The 19,163-nt window shown below is 56.1% G+C and carries 15 protein-coding genes and 3 tRNA genes; 2 read left to right on the forward strand and 16 right to left on the reverse strand.

Features of this window, described 5'->3' with window-relative positions; translation table 11 throughout:
- Positions 1 to 14: 14 nt before the first annotated feature.
- Positions 15 to 2,597, reverse strand: coding sequence for a leucine--tRNA ligase (leuS, locus tag AB6V08_RS20845; protein WP_368544709.1), 2,583 nt, complete (start codon positions 2,595 to 2,597; stop codon positions 15 to 17).
- A gap of 214 nt (positions 2,598 to 2,811) precedes the next feature.
- Here leuS and AB6V08_RS20850 point away from each other — a divergent pair, with 214 nt between their 5' ends.
- Positions 2,812 to 3,294: a zinc ribbon-containing protein gene (locus tag AB6V08_RS20850; protein WP_368544723.1), complete on the forward strand. Its 483-nt coding sequence runs from the start codon at positions 2,812 to 2,814 to the stop codon at positions 3,292 to 3,294.
- A 43-nt stretch (positions 3,295 to 3,337) separates the two neighbouring features.
- On the opposite strand, the gene AB6V08_RS20855 is transcribed toward AB6V08_RS20850, so the two are convergent.
- The 12 genes from AB6V08_RS20855 to miaB all read right to left on the reverse strand — a co-directional run bounded on the left by AB6V08_RS20855 (position 3,338) and on the right by miaB (position 17,426).
- Positions 3,338 to 5,125 (reverse strand): two-partner secretion domain-containing protein, encoded by a 1,788-nt coding sequence (locus tag AB6V08_RS20855; protein ID WP_368544710.1) that lies wholly within the window; start codon positions 5,123 to 5,125, stop codon positions 3,338 to 3,340.
- 66 nt (positions 5,126 to 5,191) lie between these two features.
- On the reverse strand, positions 5,192 to 6,868 hold the full coding sequence (locus AB6V08_RS20860; protein ID WP_368544711.1) for a ShlB/FhaC/HecB family hemolysin secretion/activation protein: 1,677 nt from the start codon (positions 6,866 to 6,868) through the stop codon (positions 5,192 to 5,194).
- A 281-nt stretch (positions 6,869 to 7,149) separates the two neighbouring features.
- Positions 7,150 to 8,085 carry a pyrimidine-specific ribonucleoside hydrolase RihA gene (rihA, locus tag AB6V08_RS20865; RefSeq protein WP_368544712.1) on the reverse strand — a complete coding sequence of 312 codons (936 nt, stop codon included), beginning with the start codon at positions 8,083 to 8,085 and terminating at the stop codon, positions 7,150 to 7,152.
- Between the two features lie 120 nt (positions 8,086 to 8,205).
- On the reverse strand, positions 8,206 to 8,931 hold the full coding sequence (locus tag AB6V08_RS20870) for an amino acid ABC transporter ATP-binding protein (protein ID WP_014069335.1): 726 nt from the start codon (positions 8,929 to 8,931) through the stop codon (positions 8,206 to 8,208).
- Positions 8,931 to 9,605: a glutamate/aspartate ABC transporter permease GltK gene (gene gltK / locus AB6V08_RS20875; RefSeq protein ID WP_368544713.1), complete on the reverse strand. Its 675-nt coding sequence runs from the start codon at positions 9,603 to 9,605 to the stop codon at positions 8,931 to 8,933. The genes AB6V08_RS20870 and gltK overlap by 1 nt, the downstream gene beginning before the upstream one ends.
- A complete protein-coding gene (gltJ, locus tag AB6V08_RS20880; protein WP_368544714.1) occupies positions 9,605 to 10,345 on the reverse strand; it encodes a glutamate/aspartate ABC transporter permease GltJ in 741 nt (246 codons plus the stop codon). The genes gltK and gltJ overlap by 1 nt, the downstream gene beginning before the upstream one ends.
- Before the next feature lie 154 nt (positions 10,346 to 10,499).
- Positions 10,500 to 11,405, reverse strand: a complete 906-nt coding sequence (locus AB6V08_RS20885) for an amino acid ABC transporter substrate-binding protein (RefSeq protein WP_182274114.1) — start codon at positions 11,403 to 11,405, stop codon at positions 10,500 to 10,502.
- Positions 11,406 to 11,806: 401 nt separating this feature from the next.
- Positions 11,807 to 13,345, reverse strand: a complete 1,539-nt coding sequence (gene lnt / locus AB6V08_RS20890) for an apolipoprotein N-acyltransferase (protein WP_368544715.1) — start codon at positions 13,343 to 13,345, stop codon at positions 11,807 to 11,809.
- A gap of 5 nt (positions 13,346 to 13,350) precedes the next feature.
- Positions 13,351 to 14,229, reverse strand: coding sequence for a CNNM family magnesium/cobalt transport protein CorC (gene corC / locus AB6V08_RS20895; RefSeq protein ID WP_014883006.1), 879 nt, complete (start codon positions 14,227 to 14,229; stop codon positions 13,351 to 13,353).
- Positions 14,230 to 14,318: 89 nt separating this feature from the next.
- Positions 14,319 to 14,786, reverse strand: coding sequence for an rRNA maturation RNase YbeY (gene ybeY / locus AB6V08_RS20900; protein ID WP_368544716.1), 468 nt, complete (start codon positions 14,784 to 14,786; stop codon positions 14,319 to 14,321).
- Entirely contained in the window at positions 14,783 to 15,829 is a 1,047-nt protein-coding gene (locus tag AB6V08_RS20905) for a PhoH family protein (protein ID WP_368544717.1), read from the reverse strand. The genes ybeY and AB6V08_RS20905 overlap by 4 nt, the downstream gene beginning before the upstream one ends.
- A 172-nt stretch (positions 15,830 to 16,001) precedes the next feature.
- A complete protein-coding gene (gene miaB, locus AB6V08_RS20910) occupies positions 16,002 to 17,426 on the reverse strand; it encodes a tRNA (N6-isopentenyl adenosine(37)-C2)-methylthiotransferase MiaB (RefSeq protein WP_368544719.1) in 1,425 nt (474 codons plus the stop codon).
- A 135-nt stretch (positions 17,427 to 17,561) separates the two neighbouring features.
- Between miaB and ubiF the strand changes: the two genes are divergently transcribed.
- Entirely contained in the window at positions 17,562 to 18,737 is a 1,176-nt protein-coding gene (gene ubiF, locus AB6V08_RS20915; protein WP_368544721.1) for a 3-demethoxyubiquinol 3-hydroxylase, read from the forward strand.
- A gap of 90 nt (positions 18,738 to 18,827) precedes the next feature.
- On the opposite strand, the gene AB6V08_RS20920 is transcribed toward ubiF, so the two are convergent.
- The 3 genes from AB6V08_RS20920 to AB6V08_RS20930 all read right to left on the reverse strand — a co-directional run bounded on the left by AB6V08_RS20920 (position 18,828) and on the right by AB6V08_RS20930 (position 19,135).
- Positions 18,828 to 18,902: transfer RNA gene (locus AB6V08_RS20920), tRNA-Gln, on the reverse strand.
- A gap of 37 nt (positions 18,903 to 18,939) precedes the next feature.
- Positions 18,940 to 19,014, reverse strand: a tRNA-Gln gene (locus AB6V08_RS20925).
- Between the two features lie 44 nt (positions 19,015 to 19,058).
- Positions 19,059 to 19,135, reverse strand: a tRNA-Met gene (locus AB6V08_RS20930).
- Between the last annotated feature and the right edge of the window lie 28 nt (positions 19,136 to 19,163).

The following is a 19,163-nucleotide window of genomic DNA, read 5'->3' on the forward strand; positions in this document are numbered from 1 at the left end:
GTTTCCTCCCGCGCTTAGCCAACGACCAGATTCAGCAGTTTACCCGGTACGTAGATAACCTTACGCACGGTAACGCCCTCAAGATATTTCGCAACCAGAGGTTCCTGACCTGCGCGCTCGCGAACCTGTTCTTCGGTTGCATCGACAGCCACGGTAATTTTACCGCGCACTTTGCCGTTTACCTGCACCACAACCAGCGTGGTGTTTTCAACCATTGCCGCTTCGTCAGCCACCGGCCACGGCGCGTTGTCGATATCGCCTTCGCCTTTCAGCTCCTGCCACAGGGTGAAGCTTGCGTGTGGCGTGAACGGGTTCAGCATACGCACGACTGCCAGCAGCGCTTCACGCATCAATGCGCGATCCTGCTCGCCGTCCTGAGGTGCTTTTGCCAGCTTGTTCATCAGTTCCATAATAGCCGCAATTGCGGTATTGAAGGTCTGACGACGACCAATATCATCGGTCACTTTCGCAATCGTTTTATGAACATCACGGCGCAGCGCCTGCTGATCTTCGCTCAGTGCCGCCGCGTTCAGCGCAGGGGCATCGCCCTGTGAGGTGTGTTCGTAAACCAGCTTCCAGACGCGTTTCAGGAAGCGGTTCGCGCCTTCAACGCCTGATTCCTGCCACTCCAGGGTCATATCCGCCGGGGAAGCAAACATCATGAACAGACGAACGGTGTCCGCGCCGTAACGCTCAACCATCACCTGCGGGTCAATACCGTTGTTTTTGGACTTGGACATCTTGCTCATGCCGGTATAAACCAGCTCATGACCTTCGGCGTCTTTCGCCTTCACGATACGGCCTTTCTCGTCGCGCTCAACGATGGCGTCAACCGGAGAAACCCAGTTGCGCTCGCCGTTTGCGCCTACGTAGTAGAACGCATCTGCCAGCACCATGCCCTGACACAGCAGCTGTTTCGCCGGCTCGTCAGAGTTCACCAGGCCCGCGTCGCGCATCAGCTTGTGGAAGAAGCGGAAGTAGAGCAGGTGCATGATGGCGTGTTCGATACCGCCAATGTAGATATCAACCGGCAGCCAGTAGTTGGCGGCGTCGGAGTCCAGCATACCTTCCTGATACTGCGGGCAGGTATAGCGCGCGTAGTACCAGGACGACTCCATGAAGGTGTCGAAGGTGTCGGTTTCGCGCAGCGCAGGCTGGCCGTTAACGGTGGTTTTGGCCCACTCAGGATCGGCTTTAATCGGGCTGGTGATGCCGTCCATGACCACATCTTCCGGCAGGATAACCGGCAGCTGATCTTCCGGGGTTGGCAGCACGGTGCCGTCTTCCAGGGTCACCATCGGGATTGGCGCGCCCCAGTAACGCTGACGGGAAACGCCCCAGTCGCGCAGACGGTAGTTAACTTTACGCTCGCCCACGCCCAGCGCCGTCAGTTTGTCGGCAATGGCGTTGAAGCCCTCTTCGAAGCTCAGGCCGCTGAACTCACCGGAGTTGAACAGGGTGCCTTTTTCAGTCAGCGCCTGTTCAGACAGGTCTGGCTCGGTGCCATCTGCCGCCAGAATAACCGGCTTGATGTTCAGGCTGTATTTTTTAGCGAATTCATAGTCGCGCTGGTCGTGGCCCGGAACGGCCATGACTGCGCCCGTACCGTATTCCATCAGCACGAAGTTCGCCGCCCACACCGGGATGGCTTCGCCGGTCAGCGGGTGAATGGCTTTGAAACCGGTGTCGACGCCTTTTTTCTCCATCGTTGCCATGTCGGCTTCGGCCACTTTGGTGGTGCGGCATTCGTCGATGAAGGTCGCCAGCGTCGGGTTGTTCTCGGCGGCTTTCTGCGCCAGCGGGTGACCTGCGGCAACGGCCAGGTAGGTCGCCCCCATAAAGGTATCCGGGCGAGTGGTGTAAACGGTCAGGGTGTTATCGTAGTTTTCAACGTTAAAGGTGATTTCAACGCCTTCAGAACGACCGATCCAGTTACGCTGCATGGTCTTAACGGTGTCTGGCCAGTGATCCAGGTTATCCAGATCGCGGAGCAGTTCGTCAGCGTAAGCGGTGATTTTGATAAACCACTGCGGGATCTCTTTACGCTCAACCTTGGTGTCGCATCGCCAGCAGCAGCCGTCGATAACCTGTTCGTTCGCGAGAACGGTCTGGTCGTTCGGGCACCAGTTAACGGCAGAGGTTTTCTTGTATACCAGGCCTTTTTTGTACAGCTCGGTGAAGAACTTCTGCTCCCAGCGGTAGTATTCCGGGGTGCAGGTTGCCAGCTCGCGGCTCCAGTCGTAGCCGAAGCCCAGCATTTTGAGCTGGTTCTTCATGTACGCGATGTTGTCGTACGTCCACGGAGCAGGGGCGGTGTTGTTTTTCACCGCCGCGCCTTCAGCCGGCAGGCCGAAGGCATCCCAGCCGATTGGCTGCAGAACGTTTTTGCCCAGCATACGCTGGTAGCGTGCAATCACATCACCGATGGTGTAGTTACGCACGTGGCCCATGTGTAGTCGACCAGAAGGATAGGGAAGCATCGACAGGCAGTAATACTTCTCTTTGCTCTCGTCTTCGGTTACTTCAAAGGTGCGCTTCTCGTCCCAGTGTTGCTGGACTTTGGATTCTATCTCTTCCGGGCGGTATTGCTCTTGCATGGCAGCCAGTGGTCCTGTTTTCAATACAGCTACTAATGTAGCCAATGGATGTGTTATGTCAGATCGGCATAGCATAGCCCAAACGTCCGCGTCAAAACAGCCTTTCACGCAAATGCGCTTTGCAGGAATTTACCGGGTCTGTGCTTCAACTGACAAAGCAGCAATTAAATAAGGTCTATTATTAGAGTCAGTTACTTACCCGGGAGGCAAAATGATGAACAAGGTTGCTCAATTTTACCGCGAACTGGTTACGACACTGACGGAACGCCTGCGTAACGGCGAACGCGATATCGACGCGCTGGTTGAACAGGCACGGGCGCGGGTCACGCAAACGGGTGAGTTAACGCGAACCGAGGTCGAAGAGGTGACGCGCGCCGTCCGCCGCGATCTGGAAGAGTTTGCGCGTAGCTACCAGGAGAGCCAGGAGGAGGTCACCGACAGCGTATTCATGCGGGTGATTAAAGAGAGTCTGTGGCAGGAGCTGGCGGACATCACCGATAAAACCCAGCTTGAGTGGCGCGAGGTGTTCCAGGATCTGAACCACCACGGCGTTTATCATAGCGGCGAAGTGGTCGGGCTGGGCAACCTGGTCTGCGAGAAGTGCCATCACCACATTGCGGTCTATACCCCGGACGTATTGCCGCTCTGCCCGAAATGCGGTCACGATCAGTTCCAGCGTCGTCCGTTCGAACCGTAGTCAAAAAACGATGCGCAGCCGGTGCGCATCGCTTTCACGTCACTTATTGAACGGTGTTGATTTCCGTCCATTTGAACTGCTGGGTGCCGCCAACTTCAGACGCATATTTGTGGCTGGAGTTGAGCACCAGGCTGTTTGCCTTCAGCGTGCCCACGCCGCAGGTGCTCATTTTTAACAGGCCGCAGCCGTAGCCGCCGTTAATCACCTTTTTTGCGGCCAGGGTCATAACGTCGCCCGCGTAGATTGCACTCCGGTTGATTAAGTTGCCGTTGTTTTGGGTGTTAATCTCCAGGTCATGGAGTGCCTGAATCATCCCTTCGTTAAGCATGTCCTCATACGTCCAGAACTTAACGTTATTGCCGATGATTTGACCGGTATTGGTCGTGACGTAGTTATCGAAATAGAGCGCGGCAGTTTTACTGTGGATGTTCCCTGCGTTGTCCAGCGAATAGCTTTTGGTATTCAGCGCCGTTGAGGCCTTAACCGAACTGTTTTTTCCCATCACCAGCGCACCGTTGGTTTGCAGTTCAATAGTATCGCCGGTCAGTGCGCCATCATTAACGATGGTACCGTTCTGAAGGGTGCCGTTTTTCGCGGATTTGAGGGTAATGTCCGTGGCTGACATGTTTCCGGTGACGTTGAACGTGTCGCCGCCAAAGTCCGCGGTCAGGGTGCGGGCGTGGGTCGAGCCGCCGTTAGTGATATTGCCCATCGCGGTGAGCGTCAGCTGGTTATCGGATTTCAGCAGGGAGCCGTACTGGGTTTTCAGGCTGCCGTTGGTTCCTACCGCTAACACGTTTGTACCGTGAATAGTGCCGCTGTTTTCGATATCACCGATCGCGGTGATCGCCATCTGCGACGCGTTGGTGATGGTGCCGCTGTTGTTCAGCGTTCCGCCGCTGGTGAGCAGGGCGATATTTTGGGTTTCGATCGTGCCGCTGTTTTTCATTCCGCCTGCGGAAACGAGCTGCGCCAGAAAGCCGTTGCTGGTGATGGAGCCTTCGTTAACGAGGCTGCCGTTGCTGGCCATCGCGAGGGTGGAGTTGGCGACAATTGCGCCTTTGTTACGCACGCCAAAGCCCAGGTTGTTGCCAACCATTTTGATGCTGTTGGCTTTCACGCCGCCCAGGCTGGAAACGTCAATGCTGTATTCCGGGATCAGGGTCTGCACCAGGTTCGCCGATTTGCCCGCAGAGGTAATCGCGCCCGTGGCGTTGTCGTAGGTGAAGTTGCCCGCGCTCAGGGTGGCGTTTTTGGCATTCACGATGCCGTTGAGGCTAATCACGTCGGCCAGCAGGTTGGCGTACCCTTCGTTCGCGTACATGCCGTAGGCGTCGACGCTGATTTTGCCTCCGGTCACGCTGTAGCTGCTAATCGCGCCGGACTCGTCCAGCTTCACGCTGCCGGTGGTCAGAGTGACCTTATTGGTGTTAATGAAGTTACACCCGGAGCAGCTAATGCCGTTCGGGTTGGCGATCACCACGTCGGCCTTCTGACCGTTCACTTCAATAAAGCCGTTCAGCGCGCTGGCTTTGTTGGAAACCACTTCATTAAGAATGACGGAGGCGCTGCCGTTGGTCAGGTTATTGTTTTTAGCAATATTGCCCAGCGTGGCGTGAGAAACGTCCGTACTGCTGTTGTTCAGCACGGCACCTTTATTACTCACGTTAAACTCACGGTACATATTGTGTGAAACGCCGGCCGCATTCGGCGCTTCGATATCAATCACTTTTGTACCTGAATTGAGGGTATATGTCGTTGGGTCGGCAATGACGCAGGTTGACGTTAATGCTGCCGCCAGTGCGACATAGCTCATCTTAAATTTAAACATTTAATTAGTTCCTTTAAAAAAATATTATTCAGAAAAACAGGTAAAGCGCGAATATATGACGTGTGATTAATACCTCCACTGTAGAGAAAAGCCCATATTGAGCGAATCAGTATGAAAATCGTCGGGGCGGGAAACGGGCGTGCCGATAAAAAAGTCGTATTGCGTCAATAGCCATTCGCCGCGCACGCCCGCGACGGCACCGGACAATACCTTGCCCTGCTGATAGCGATCGCTGCCAATAATCTTTCCAATATCCAGACCGAAATAAACCTGCCGGTCGGGCGTGGGAATATCCCAGATAAAATCATTGCGCAGATACCAGCCCTGATTACTGGAGAGCGTTTGCTCGCCATCAAAACCGCGAACCGTCCAGCGGTTGCCGATATTAAAGGTATTATCCGTTGGGAGCGTATCGGGGCTGAGCTGGACGCTGAGATTCGGCGCGTAGCTAAATTTCTCCCCGGTGCCGTCGAATTTCATCAGCGCTTTAATATCGGCTTTGACGATGCGGGCGTCCTTATCGAAAAGCCCCGCTTTTTCCTCCGGCGTCTGCGTGGAGCTTAACGCGCTCAGATGGTGCTGATAGCTCAGGCCGGCGTCGATAACGCTATTCGCAAAATAGTGCTGGTGGCGCAGGCCCAGCTCCAGCGCCGGGTTTTGCTTACGCATCACATACAGCTCGTCGCCGCCAAAGTAATAGCGCGAGCGGCTTTTAAATACCCGGACGCTGGCGCTGGTTTTCTGGGTTCTGGTCTGGGAAAGCAGGCGCTCCAGCGTGGCGCTGTAGTAGCGGTTTTTGCTTTCGTAATCGGTGCTGGAATAGCGGCCCTTAAATTGCTGAAGATAGCTGCTGTGCGAGGCGTACACGCTGACGCTCCAGTAGCCAAAGGGGATCGCGAAATAAAGGCTGCGGTTATGGTTGCCGTCGTCGTGCTGATTGAACTCAAGATCGCGGCCCGCGGCGACGTAGAGAATGTCGTCCAGGTTCGTCAGGTCGTAAAGGTAAAGCGCGCCGCCGCCCTGATAGCGCCCGCTGGCGCGGCTGCCCGCGTCGTCCAGCCAGGCGCCAACCTGCCAGGGCTTGTTCAGGGTGCGGGTGAGGATAATGTCGGTTTCACCCTCGCGCTGGCCGGGCTGCAGGCGCATCTGCGCGGATGAACCCGGCAGCCGCTGGAGGTTAGCCATCCCCTGTTCCAGGTCCGGCAGCCGCAAGACGTCACCTTCGGATACCGGCAGGGTGTTCCACAGGCGGGTTTCATTGCTTTTAGTCGCGTCGTCGTACCGGATATCCCCCGCAACGCCGTAGCGCAGGGTTAATCTTAAGATACCGTCCGGCATATCCTGGGCGGGGACGTCGATGAGCGAGGTGATATATCCCTGCGCGATAAGCGCATTCTGTAGCTTAAACGCCAGCAGGCGTATGCCTTTAATTCCCAGACATTTATGCACCGCACTATTGGCGAGTTTTCCCAGCAGCTTTTTTGTCAGCCTGGCATCATCGGAATCAATAATAACGCCGTTGATATATTTGCAGGGTATTTCCTCTGGAAAAATAATAGATTCGCTTTTCGTTGCGTCTCTGCTGGATTTAAATTCCTGCTGCTGGGGGGCGAGCGCATTTTCACGCGCCTTATCCTGTTCCGCCTGATTAGCCGATGCCTGGAAAGTATTCGCGCTTGCGCTAAAAACTGAAAATAATAATGCGGTCAGGCCAATAAAAGGCATGAAGGCGACTTTTAGCATAGAGACATCCATTTCACGTGCTGTTTATTACTGAAGAAAACGTCGTTAACGCTGATGATAAAAATTAATATGTACCCTTTTCCGAATTGCCTTACTGGCTGTGTGGGTAGGGTCTGAAAGTGGCGGGATGGTATAGGAAGTCGCGGCGCGGCGTCTATCTGTCGAAACTCAATTCTATGTGAATTGATATCTGAAGTTATGATGTGAAAAAAAGAAATGTGAATTCATTTATGGGCAATGCGCGCCTCCGTCTGCTGAGGCGCGGCATAAAACGGGAACGATCAGGAATAAAACGCCAGTCGTTCAGCTAAAAGATCGACAAAGGCTTCACGCTGAATATCGACCATCACCAGCGTATTCGGCTTATTGCCGGAAAGTGAATAGTAATCCACCACCGTCATGCCCTGGGTATATTTCCCCTGGGTTTCAACGCCGACCCAGCGCTCGATGGTGGTGAATATTTCCGGTTTGATCAGCCAGGCGATGGTGCACGGGTCGTGAAGCGGCGCGCCGTGGAAGCCCCATTTTTCGTCTTTGTGATATTCCAGGAAGAAGTCGAGCAGCTCAGCCACCGTGACGGCAACCGGATTGCCAATGGCGCGGAAGCGTTCGGTATCTTCTGCCATGATTTGCGCCCGGTGCGTCACGTCCAGGCCCGCCATCACGATAGGGATGCCGGACTGGAAGACAATCTCTGCCGCTTCCGGATCAACGAAGATGTTGAACTCGGCGGCGGGCGTCCAGTTTCCGAGGCCCATCGCGCCGCCCATGATAACGATCCGGGCGATTTTTCCGTGCAGCTCAGGATGGCTGTTAAGCAGCAGCGCGACGTTGGTCTGCGGGCCGGTTGCCACCAGGGTGACCGGTTCGCTGCTTTCGCGCAGCACCTTCGCCATGAGCTCAACGGCGGTGCAGTTCTGCGGCGCAAAGCCCGGCTCGGGCAGCGCCGGGCCATCAAGACCGGATTCGCCGTGGACGTTATCGGCGATGATCAGCTCGCGCATCAGGGGCTTCACCGCGCCGCCCGCCACCGGAATATCCGTGCGTTTCAGCAGCGTGAGCATGCGCAGCACGTTGCGCAGGGTTTTATCCGGGGTCTGGTTTCCGGCGGACGAGGTGACCGCTTTGAGGTCAAGTTCAGGGGAGGCAAGCGCGAGGACGAGTGCAATCGCGTCATCATGACCTGGATCGCAGTCGAGAATGATAGGTTGTGCCATAGAGTTCTCCATTTTTAGCGTTATTTTGTGACAAGGGTAACGCTGCTAAATGGAGCCGACGAGTGAAAGAAATGCAAAGCGTGAAGTAGTGCGCAATCCGCAGATTGCGCACCGGGAAGGTTAGTGCAGGATTTTGGCGAGGAAGTCTTTAGCACGCTCGGATTTCGGGTTTGCGAAGAACTCCTCTTTCGGTGAGTCCTCCACGATTTTCCCTTCGTCCATGAAGATCACGCGGTTCGCCACCTTGCGGGCAAAGCCCATTTCGTGGGTTACCACCATCATGGTCATCCCTTCGTGCGCCAGCTCAACCATTACGTCCAGCACTTCGTTGATCATCTCCGGGTCAAGCGCGGAGGTGGGTTCATCAAAGAGCATGGCGACCGGATCCATACACAGCGCGCGGGCAATCGCCACGCGCTGCTGCTGACCACCGGAAAGCTGAGCCGGGAACTTATCGGCATGGGCCGACAGCCCCACGCGCTCCAGCAGCTTCAGGCCTTTCTCGCGCGCGAGCTTTTTATCGCGCTTAAGCACTTTGACCTGCGCCAGCGTCAGGTTCTCGATAATCGAGAGGTGAGGGAACAGCTCAAAGTGCTGGAACACCATCCCGACGTGGGAACGCAGCTGCGCCAGGTTGGTTTTCTTGTCGTTCACTTTGGTGCCGTTCACCAGGATCTCGCCCTGCTGAACCGGCTCAAGCCCGTTAACCGTTTTGATAAGCGTGGATTTACCGGAGCCGGACGGCCCGCAAACCACCACCACATCGCCTTTTTTGACTTCGGTAGAGCAGTCGGTCAGCACCTGAAAGTGCCCATACCATTTAGAAACATTTTTCAGGGAAATCATTACACAGTCCTTTTCTTCAGCCAGCTGACCAACAGCGACGCGCTTAAACTAATTGCAAAATAGACCGCACCGGCAAACAGAATCATTTCGACCTGCGTACCATCGCGCTCACCAATGGTGGAGGCGGTACGGAAGAAGTCTGCCAGGCTGAGTACGTACACCAGCGAGGTATCCTGGAACAGCACGATGCCCTGGGTCAGCAGGAGCGGAACCATGGCGCGAAACGCCTGCGGCAGGATGATGAGCTGCATCGACTGCCAGTGGGTCATCCCCAGCGCCAGCGCGGCGCTGGACTGCCCGCGAGAAATACTCTGGATACCGGCGCGGATAATCTCAGAGTAGTACGCGGCCTCGAACATCGAGAACGCCACCATCGCGGAGATCAGGCGGATATCGGTTTTCGGCGACAGCCCGAGCACGTTTTGCAGCAGCCCCGGCACAATCAGGTAGAACCACAGCAGCACCATCACCAGCGGGATGGAGCGGAACACGTTGACGTAGGCGGTGGCAAACCAGGCAAGCGGCTTAAAGCTTGACAGGCGCATCACCGCCAGCAGGGTTCCCCAGACGATGCCGATGATAATCGCCGTAACGGTGATTTTCAGGGTGATCCACAGGCCATCCAGCAGGTATGGCATTGATGGGACGATAGAACTCCAGTCAAATTCGTACATTATTTGCCCCCCAGATTGCCCGGCAGGCGAATTTTGCGTTCAACCAGGTTCATCACCAGCATGATGAAAGCGTTAATCAGAACGTACGCGAGCGTGATCGCGGTGAAGGATTCCCACGCGTGCGCGGAGTAGTCCAGCAGCTTGCCCGCCTGCGCCGCCATATCCACCAGACCGATAGTCGAGGCGATGGCCGAGTTTTTCACCAGGTTCATCATCTCGGAGGTCATCGGTGGAACAATGACGCGATAGGCGTTCGGCAGCAGCACGTAGCGGTAGGCCTGCGGCAGCGTCAGCCCCATCGCCAGCGCGGCGTTCTTTTGCCCGCGCGGCAGAGACTGAATGGCGGCACGCACCTGCTCGCAAACGCGCGCGGCGGTGAACAGCCCCAGACACAGCATCGACGAGACAAAGAACTGAATGTTCGGATCCAGCTCTGACTTAAACCACATGCCAATATTTTCCGGCAGCAGTTCAGGAATGACCAGATACCAGGTAAAGAACTGCACAATCAGCGGAACGTTACGGAACAGTTCCACATAGAGAGTGCCGAGGGTGGAAAGAAAACGGTTAGGTACGGTACGCAAAATACCGAACAGCGAGCCGACGAGAAATGCGATGATCCAGGCCGTGATGGATAGCGCCACGGTGACCTGAAAGCCGCTCCACAGCCAGCCAAGATAGGTGGTGTTGCCGAACGGGGCTTGTTGCAGAAAAATGCCCCAGTTCCAGTCGATTGACATAATAAACTCCAGAAAAAAAAGGGTAGCAGCGCTACCCTCGAAGATTGGTGAGAAGCTCATTTTCGCGCTGAGTGGGGAACGACCACTCAGCGTATAGTCTGTCCGTGCTTCCCGACAATCGAGAGGGCAGGAGATCCCGCCCCTGTCGTTCTAATTAGTTAAGAGCTTTATCGTTTGGTGATTTGAACAGCGCCTTCATGTCGTCAGACAGTTCAAAGTTCATGTTGAGATTTTTTGGTGGAATCGGGTTCTTGAACCACTTGTCGAACCATTTTTCCGCTTCGCCGGAGGTCTGCGCCTGAGCGATGGTGTCATCGATCAGCTTTTTGAAGTCCGCGTCGTCTTTACGCAGCATACAGCCGTAAGCTTCTTTGGACTGCGCGGTGCCCACGATCTCCCAGTTGTCTGGTTTCTTCGCCTTCGCACGTTCGCCCGCCAGCAGAGCGTCGTCCATCATGAACGCCACCGCACGACCGCTTTCCAGAGTACGGAAGGAGTCGCCGTGATCTTTCGCGCTGATGATGCGCATGTCCATTTTCTTCTCGTCGTTCAGCTTGTGCAGCAGAACTTCAGAAGTGGTACCGGAGGTCACCACAACCGCTTTGCCTTTCAGGTCGGCAAAGTCTTTAATCTCGCCGCCTTTTTTGGTCAGCAGACGGGTGCCCACCACGAAGATGGTGTCAGAGAAGGCTGCCTGTTTCTGGCGCTCGAGGTTGTTGGTGGTGGAGCCACACTCAAAATCGAAGGTGCCGTTTTGCAGCAGCGGAATACGGTTTTGCGAGGTGATTGGAATCAGCTTCACCTGCAGGTCAGGTTTGTTCAGCTTTTTCTTCACAGCTTCAACGATGGCGTTGGAGTAGTCCTGTGAATAGCCCACGACTTTTTGCGTGTTGTCGTAGTAAGAGAACGGGACAGAGGATTCACGGTGGCCGACCACGATCACGCCGTTTTTGGCAATCTTGTCGAGAGTGCTTCCGGCAGCCGGAGCGTCTTCAGCGTGCACGACGCCTGCGGACATCCCCATTACCAGCATTGCTGTGGCCAGTTTACGTAATTGCATACCCAACTCCTTTCTTATCAGCGCCAGTGACGCATTGATACCCATTGTGATGTTGTTATATCTCGCGCTATGCGAGTGCAGTGTTATGCAAGCTTGTTAACATTTAGTCTGGCTTAATGTAAAGATTTTGCTGCGTTATTGTTTATATTTGCGAAGCGCGCCGCACCATTCAGAGGCAAAAATCTGTCGTTGCACCGTTTCGGTGCTACCGATGTACTTTGCTGGTGCGACCGGGTTGCACGTTAAGCCAAACTGCGTTTGCGTGAATAAACAAAGCAATAGGCGTGCCAGAAATGAAATTCGGAGGACTATGTCGGGTGGCGGCTGCGCCTTACCCGACCTACAGCAGGGGAAAGTAGGCCGGGTAAGGCGCAGCCGCCACCCGGCGAGAAGACGTGCGGTTATTTACGACGCTGACGCAGGCTCATCAGCACGGCGCCAAAACCAAACAGCGCGGTCAAAATCCACAGCGGCCAGTTGCCTGTTCGGGCGTACGGCGTCAGCCCGGAGGTCGGCGTGACCTTAGCGGTCAGCACGTCGCGGGTGAATTGCGGGATCATCGCCTGAATCTCGCCCTGCGGGCCAATCACGGCGGTGATGCCGTTGTTGGTGCTGCGCAGCAGGGGACGCGCCAGCTCCAGGGAGCGCATCCGCGCCATCTGGAAGTGCTGCCACGGGCCAATCGACTTACCGAACCACGCATCGTTAGAGATGGTAAGCAGGTAGTCGGTGTCCGGGCGGAAGTTATCGCGCACCTGCTCGCCGAGGATAATCTCGTAGCAAATGGCGGCCGTCAGCGCAAAACCGTGGGCGTGCAGCTGGGGCTGAACGTACGGGCCGCGGCTGAAAGAGGACATCGGCAGGTCGAAGAACGGGGCCAGCGGGCGCAGAATCGACTCCAGCGGAACGAATTCGCCAAACGGAACCAGGTGGTTCTTGTTGTAGCGGTCGGTGGAGGTGTAGCTGTATTCGCTGTCTTTGCCGAGCGTAATGATGGTGTTGTAGGTGTCGTAACGGTTCTGCTGATTCAGACGCGCGTCAACAATCCCGGTGATCAGCGTGCTGCCGCGGGCGCTCAGCAGGTCGTTCATCATCTTCAGGAACGGCTGCTGGTTGATTTCGAGATCCGGGATCGCGGATTCCGGCCAGATAATCAGCTGCGATTTACCCATCACCTGCTCGGTGGCGTTGGCGTAGATTTTCAGCGTGTTGATCAGCTGGTTCTCGTCCCACTTCATCGCCTGGGGGATATCGCCCTGAACCATCGACACCTGCGTGGCGCGCTCGGGCTCCAGGGTGAACCACTGGATGTAGCGCAGCGGGAAGGGCAGGGCGAACAGCACCAGCGCGGCGACCAGCGGCTTCCAGCTGCGCATCACCAGCGCCAGCACCAGCAGGCCGCTGACGACCATCAGCAGGAAGTTAATCGCCTCAACGCCCATTACCGGTGCCAGCCCTTTTAGCGGGCCATCGATCTGGCTATAGCCAAACTGCAGCCACGGGAAACCGGTCAGCACCCAGCCGCGCAGAAACTCGGTGATTTGCCAGACGACCGGCGCGGCAATCGCCACGCGTACCCAGGACGTTTTCGGCCACAGGCGCGCAAGAATGCCGGCGAAAAGCCCGGTATAGAGCGATAGATAGGCGGCGAGCAATACCACGAGGAAGACGTTAACCGGGCCCGGCATGCCACCAAACTGCGCGATGCTGACGTACACCCAGTTAATGCCCGAACCGAAGAGCCCCAGTCCCCAGAAGTAGCCGATAGCGGCAGCCTGGACGGGACGGCGGTTTAAGGTGAGCCCCTGTAGCCCCATCAGGGAGAGGATCGCGGCAGGCCAGATGTCATAGGGAGAAAAAGCCAGCGTACCGCTGGCTCCGAGTAACAGCGCCAGCAGCAAACGGACGCGCTGGCGTTCAAGTAATGGGGCAAATGCCATTTACATTAATCTTCCAGTTTTGGCACCGGTGAGTCGTCCGGCGTTCTGACGTGAACCTGAATAATACGTCGGCTGTCGGCCATGGCGACTTTGAATTGGTAACCGTCGATGTCAACGGTTTCGCCACGCGCCGGAAGATGACCAAAGGCCTGCATCACCAGCCCGCCAATGGTATCGACCTCTTCATCGCTGAAGTGCGTCCCGAAGGCGTCGTTAAAATCTTCAATCGAGGCCAGCGCGCGCACGGTCCAGGTGTGGCGGCTCAACTGACGGAAGTCGATATCCTCTTCTTCGTCGTACTCATCTTCGATTTCGCCGACGATCAGCTCAAGAATATCTTCGATGGTGACCAGACCGGACACCCCGCCAAACTCATCAATCACAATCGCCATGTGGTAGCGCTGAGAGCGAAACTCTTTCAGCATCCGGTCCACACGCTTACTTTCCGGCACAACGACGGCCTGGCGTAACACTTTTTCCATGCTGAAGGCTTCGGCATCGCTGCGCATAAACGGCAGCAGATCTTTCGCCATCAAAATCCCTTCGATGTGATCTTTGTCTTCGCTGATGACCGGGAAACGCGAGTGGGCGGATTCGATGATCACATCGAGGCACTCGTCTAAGGTCTGGTTACGTTTCAGGGTGATCATCTGCGAGCGGGGGATCATGATGTCGCGAACGCGCTGGTCGGCAATGTCCATTACCCCTTCGAGCATTTCGCGCGTATCTTCATCGATAAGGTCGTTTTGCCCGGAATCACGAATCAGCTCCAGCAGTTCGTCACGGTTTTTGGGTTCGCCGTGGAAAAGCTGGTTCAGAATGAGGGAGAAGAATCCCTTTTTAGTGTTAGTCGTGTCGCTACTGTGTGAATTGTCGTCGCTCATGGCGTTTGTTAAGGGTTCTCTTGTTAGTTCAACGTTTACCGCCGCGCTAATTCCTTACGCGGCGGCATGTTAGTCAGTGGATGGACTGACTATTCTTTCTCGGCAATGTACGGATCCTCATAGCCCAGAGCAAGCATTATCTCTGTCTCGATGGACTCCATCTCTTCCGCTTCTTCGTCTTCGATATGGTCATAGCCCAGCAGATGCAGGCTGCCGTGCACCACCATATGCGCCCAATGGGCATCCAGCGGCTTCTGCTGCTCTTTGGCTTCCTGCTCAACCACCTGACGGCAGATGATCAGATCGCCCAGCAGGGGCATCTCAATGCCCGGCGGCGCTTCAAACGGGAAAGAGAGCACGTTGGTCGGCTTATCTTTCCCGCGGTAGGTCAGGTTCAGCTCGTGGCTTTCAGCTTCATCCACCAGGCGAATGGTGACTTCCGATTCTTCCTGAAACTGGGGGATAACGGCATCCAGCCATTTCTGAAACTGTGCCTCTTCTGGCATGCCGGAATTATCTTCACAGGCCAGCTGTAAATCGAGGATCACCTGACTCATTTATTCTCTTGCTCCTGCGCTTCGCGCTTACGTTCCGCGGCCAGTTCGGCCTTGCGTTTTTGGTCTGCCTCTTCCCAGGCTTCATAGGCGTTAACGATGCGCGCGACTACCGGGTGGCGCACCACGTCTTCGCTGTGGAAGAAGTTAAAGCTGATTTCGTCCACTTCAGCCAGCACTTCGATAGCGTGGCGCAGGCCAGACTTGGTGCTGCGCGGCAGGTCGATCTGGGTGACGTCCCCGGTGATGACCGCTTTCGAGTTAAAGCCGATACGCGTCAGGAACATCTTCATCTGTTCGATGGTAGTGTTCTGGCTCTCATCGAGAATGATGAACGCGTCGTTCAGGGTACGGCCACGCATGTAGGCGAGCGGGGCGACTTCAATCACGTTGCGCTCGATAAGCTTCTCAACCTTTTCAAAGCCCAGCATCTCGAACAGCGCGTCGTACAGCGGGCGCAGGTAAGGGTCTACCTTCTGGCTCAGATCGCCCGGCAGGAAGCCCAGCTTTTCACCTGCTTCCACCGCCGGACGGGTCAGCAGAATACGGCGTACATCCTGACGCTCAAGGGCATCCACCGCCGCGGCAACCGCCAGATAGGTTTTACCCGTACCCGCCGGGCCGACGCCGAAGGTGATGTCGTGGTCGAGGATATTGGCGATGTACTGCGCCTGGTTCGGCGTGCGCGGTTTAATCACCCCGCGCTTGGTCTTGATATGGATAGCTTTGCCGTAGTCCGGCACGCTTTCGGCGCTTTGTTCAAGCACGCGCGCCTCTTTAATGGCGAGGTGGATCTGCTCCGGCTCGATATCCTGCGTTTCGCCGCGCATAGGGGCGGTATCAACGTACAGGCTGCGCAGAATATCCGCGGCGGCATTGACGCAAATTGTGCGTCCGGTGAGTTTGAAATGGTTATCGCGACGATTGATTTCGATACCCAGACGTCGCTCCAGTTGTTTGATGTTGTCATCAAACGGCCCGCACAGGCTCAGCAGGCGAGCGTTGTCTGCGGGCTCAAGGCTAATTTCACGCGTGTCTATGTTCAAACCGTTCCTCTTTGATTGTTTTGCTGGCCCGGTAGCGCAGCGCCGCCGGGCATCAAAAAACTGTCATTATCGAAATTATTCACGCCACCGAATAAAGGCGCAAGCATTGCGAAGGATATTGGGGACAAAGAAAGGAATTACAAGGCCTGCCGGAGCGGCAGGCCAGGGCAGATTATGGCTGGTAAATACCCACGCCAGAATCGTTCACTTTGCGGGTACGGGAAATCACGGACTCCGGGGATTCTGCAATGCGCAGACCCATTTCGTCTTCGGTACGCACCACCCTGCCGCGCAGGGAGTTCGTCAGCACCTCTTCGATCTCGATATCAACGAACTTGCCGATCATATCCGGCGTACCTTCGAAGTTCACCACGCGGTTATTTTCGGTACGACCCGAAAGCTGCATGATGCTCTTACGCGAGGTGCCTTCCACCAGAATGCGCTGGGTGGTGCCGAGCATACGGCGGCTCCAGGCGTTTGCCTGCTGGTTGATACGCTCCTGCAAAATATACAGACGCTGCTTTTTCTCTTCTTCCGGCACGTCGTCAACCATATCGGCCGCAGGCGTGCCGGGGCGGGCAGAGAAGATAAAGCTGTAGCTGACGTCGAAATTCACGTCGCCGATTAGCTTCATGGTGCGCTCAAAGTCGTCGCTGGTTTCACCCGGGAAGCCAACGATAAAGTCGGAGCTGATCTGAATGTCCGGGCGCGCTTCACGCAGCTTGCGGATTGTCGCTTTGTACTCCAGCACCGTATGCGGGCGACCCATCAGGTTCAGCACGCGGTCAGAGCCGCACTGAATCGGCAGGTGCAGGAAGCTCACCAGCTCCGGCGTATCGCGATACACGTCGATGATGTCGTCGGTGAACTCCATCGGGTGGCTGGTGGTAAAGCGGATGCGGTCGATGCCGTCAATCGCGGCCACCAGGCGCAGCAGTTCGGCAAAGCTCCCGGTGGTGCCATCGTAGTTCTCGCCGCGCCAGGCGTTAACGTTCTGGCCCAGCAGGTTCACTTCACGCACGCCCTGGGCGGCAAGCTGGGCGATTTCGAACAGAATGTCATCTGCCGGACGGCTCACTTCTTCACCGCGGGTGTAAGGCACCACGCAGTAGGTGCAGTATTTGTTGCAGCCTTCCATGATCGACACGAACGCCGTCGGGCCGTCCGCGCGCGGCTCCGGCAGGCGGTCGAATTTTTCGATCTCAGGGAAGCTCACGTCAACAACCGGACTACGGTTGCCGCGAACCTGGTTGATCATTTCAGGCAGACGGTGCAGGGTCTGAGGGCCAAAAACAATATCCACATAGGGCGCACGCTGGCGGATCAGCTTCCCTTCCTGCGATGCAACGCAGCCGCCAACGCCGATGATCAGGTCCGGATTTTTTCGTTTGAGAAGTTTCCAGCGGCCTAATACATGAAAGACTTTTTCCTGCGCTTTTTCACGAATTGAACAGGTGTTTAGCAGGAGCACATCGGCTTCTTTCGCATTTTCAGTCAGCTGGTATCCGTGGGTAGTATCCAGCAGATCGGCCATCTTGGATGAATCGTATTCGTTCATCTGACAGCCCCAGGTTTTTATATGGAGTTTTTTAGTCATCGACTTGCTCAGCTCAGGATTGCAAGCCGCGTATTGTAATGCTTTGGTGCGGTTGTGACCAGTATGAAGGTTGTCAACCTCAAGACCCTAAAAATCCGGTAAACTTAAGGGATTCTGCAATAAGGAAAATTGACCATGACACTCCAACAAACCGAAGTTGCCGTCGTCGGCGGCGGTATGGTCGGCGGCGCTCTGGCGCTGGGGCTGGCGCAGCAGGGATTCGAGGTAACGGTAATTGAACAGGCCGCGCCCGCGGCGTTTGACGCGTCAGCCAAACCTGACGTGCGCATCTCTGCCATCAGCGCGTCCTCCGTCGATCTTCTTCGCGGGCTCGGCGTGTGGGACGCGGTGCTTTCCATGCGCGCGCACCCGTACAGCCGGCTCGAAACATGGGAGTGGGAGAACGCCCATGTGGTGTTTGACGCCGCCGAGCTAAAACTGCCGCGCCTGGGCTATATGGTGGAAAACACCGTTCTGCAGCAGGCGCTCTGGCAGGCGCTGGAGGCACATCCGAAGGTGACGCTGCGGGTTCCCGCATCGCTTAAGGCGCTGCATCCGCAAGACGGGGGCTATCTCCTGACGCTGGATAGCGGCGATGAGCTTGCCGTGAAGCTGGTGGTTGGCGCGGACGGGGCGAATTCTCAGGTCAGAGAGCTGGCGGGGATCGGCGTTCATGCCTGGCAGTATCAGCAGTCCTGCATGCTGATTACAGTGCAGTGTGAAAACGACCCGGGGGAAAGCACCTGGCAGCATTTCACCCCGAATGGCCCTCATGCCTTCCTGCCGCTGTTCGATCGCTGGGCATCGCTGGTGTGGTACGACAAACCGGCGCGCATTCGTCAGCTGCAGGGGCTCTCAATGGAGCAGCTGCAGCGCGAGATTGCGCAGCACTTCCCGGCTCGTCTGGGCAAGGTAACGCCAGTGGCCGCGGGGGCGTTCCCGCTCACCCGCCGCCACGCGCTGCAATATGCCCGCGAAGGGCTTGCGCTGGTAGGCGATGCGGCGCACACCATCCATCCCCTGGCGGGGCAAGGGGTTAACCTCGGGTATCGCGATGTCGATGCGCTGCTGGACGTGCTGGGCAACGCGCGAACGCACGCTGAACGCTGGTCAAGCCGGCAGGTGCTGAAACGCTACCAGACGCGGCGGATGGCGGATAACTTTCTTATGCAGTCGGGGATGGATCTGTTCTATGCCGGGTTCAGCAATGACTTAGGCCCGGTGCGGATCCTGCGAAACATTGGGCTGATGGCGGCAGAGCGCGCCGGTGGCTTAAAGCGTCAGGCGCTGAAGTATGCGTTAGGTTTATAGTTTTAGTCCCTCTCCCGGTGGGAGAGGGCACTTGCCCGCACAAACGACAAAAACAAAAAAGCCCGCAGAGCGGGCTTTTTTGTTACTAAGTGGCTGGGGTGCAGGGATTCGAACCCCGGAATGCTGGTATCAGAAACCAGAGCCTTACCGCTTGGCGACACCCCAATTGCGTTAAACAAACTGCTTAACGACTTTTTTAAAATGGCTGGGGTACGAGGATTCGAACCTCGGAATGCTGGTATCAGAAACCAGAGCCTTACCGCTTGGCGATACCCCAACAATTCTTTCTAGCTTACCGATAAAATCGATAATTGACTAATTTGGTGGCTACGACGGGATTCGAACCTGTGACCCCATCATTATGAGTGATGTGCTCTAACCAACTGAGCTACGTAGCCAGTACTGCAATCTTCGATGGCTGGGGTA

The organism is Enterobacter soli, from assembly GCF_964208575.1.
GTDB lineage: Bacteria > Pseudomonadota > Gammaproteobacteria > Enterobacterales > Enterobacteriaceae > Enterobacter > Enterobacter soli_A.

Coding starts and splice junctions, on each gene's coding strand:
- leuS (WP_368544709.1), bottom strand. CDS start 2,597: ATGCAAGAGCAATACCGCCCGGAAGAGATAGAATCCAAAGTCCAGCAA.
- AB6V08_RS20850 (WP_368544723.1), top strand. CDS start 2,812: ATGAACAAGGTTGCTCAATTTTACCGCGAACTGGTTACGACACTGACG.
- AB6V08_RS20855 (WP_368544710.1), bottom strand. CDS start 5,125: ATGTTTAAATTTAAGATGAGCTATGTCGCACTGGCGGCAGCATTAACG.
- AB6V08_RS20860 (WP_368544711.1), bottom strand. CDS start 6,868: ATGCTAAAAGTCGCCTTCATGCCTTTTATTGGCCTGACCGCATTATTA.
- rihA (WP_368544712.1), bottom strand. CDS start 8,085: ATGGCACAACCTATCATTCTCGACTGCGATCCAGGTCATGATGACGCG.
- AB6V08_RS20870 (WP_014069335.1), bottom strand. CDS start 8,931: ATGATTTCCCTGAAAAATGTTTCTAAATGGTATGGGCACTTTCAGGTG.
- gltK (WP_368544713.1), bottom strand. CDS start 9,605: ATGTACGAATTTGACTGGAGTTCTATCGTCCCATCAATGCCATACCTG.
- gltJ (WP_368544714.1), bottom strand. CDS start 10,345: ATGTCAATCGACTGGAACTGGGGCATTTTTCTGCAACAAGCCCCGTTC.
- AB6V08_RS20885 (WP_182274114.1), bottom strand. CDS start 11,405: ATGCAATTACGTAAACTGGCCACAGCAATGCTGGTAATGGGGATGTCC.
- lnt (WP_368544715.1), bottom strand. CDS start 13,345: ATGGCATTTGCCCCATTACTTGAACGCCAGCGCGTCCGTTTGCTGCTG.
- corC (WP_014883006.1), bottom strand. CDS start 14,229: ATGAGCGACGACAATTCACACAGTAGCGACACGACTAACACTAAAAAG.
- ybeY (WP_368544716.1), bottom strand. CDS start 14,786: ATGAGTCAGGTGATCCTCGATTTACAGCTGGCCTGTGAAGATAATTCC.
- miaB (WP_368544719.1), bottom strand. CDS start 17,426: ATGACTAAAAAACTCCATATAAAAACCTGGGGCTGTCAGATGAACGAA.
- ubiF (WP_368544721.1), top strand. CDS start 17,562: ATGACACTCCAACAAACCGAAGTTGCCGTCGTCGGCGGCGGTATGGTC.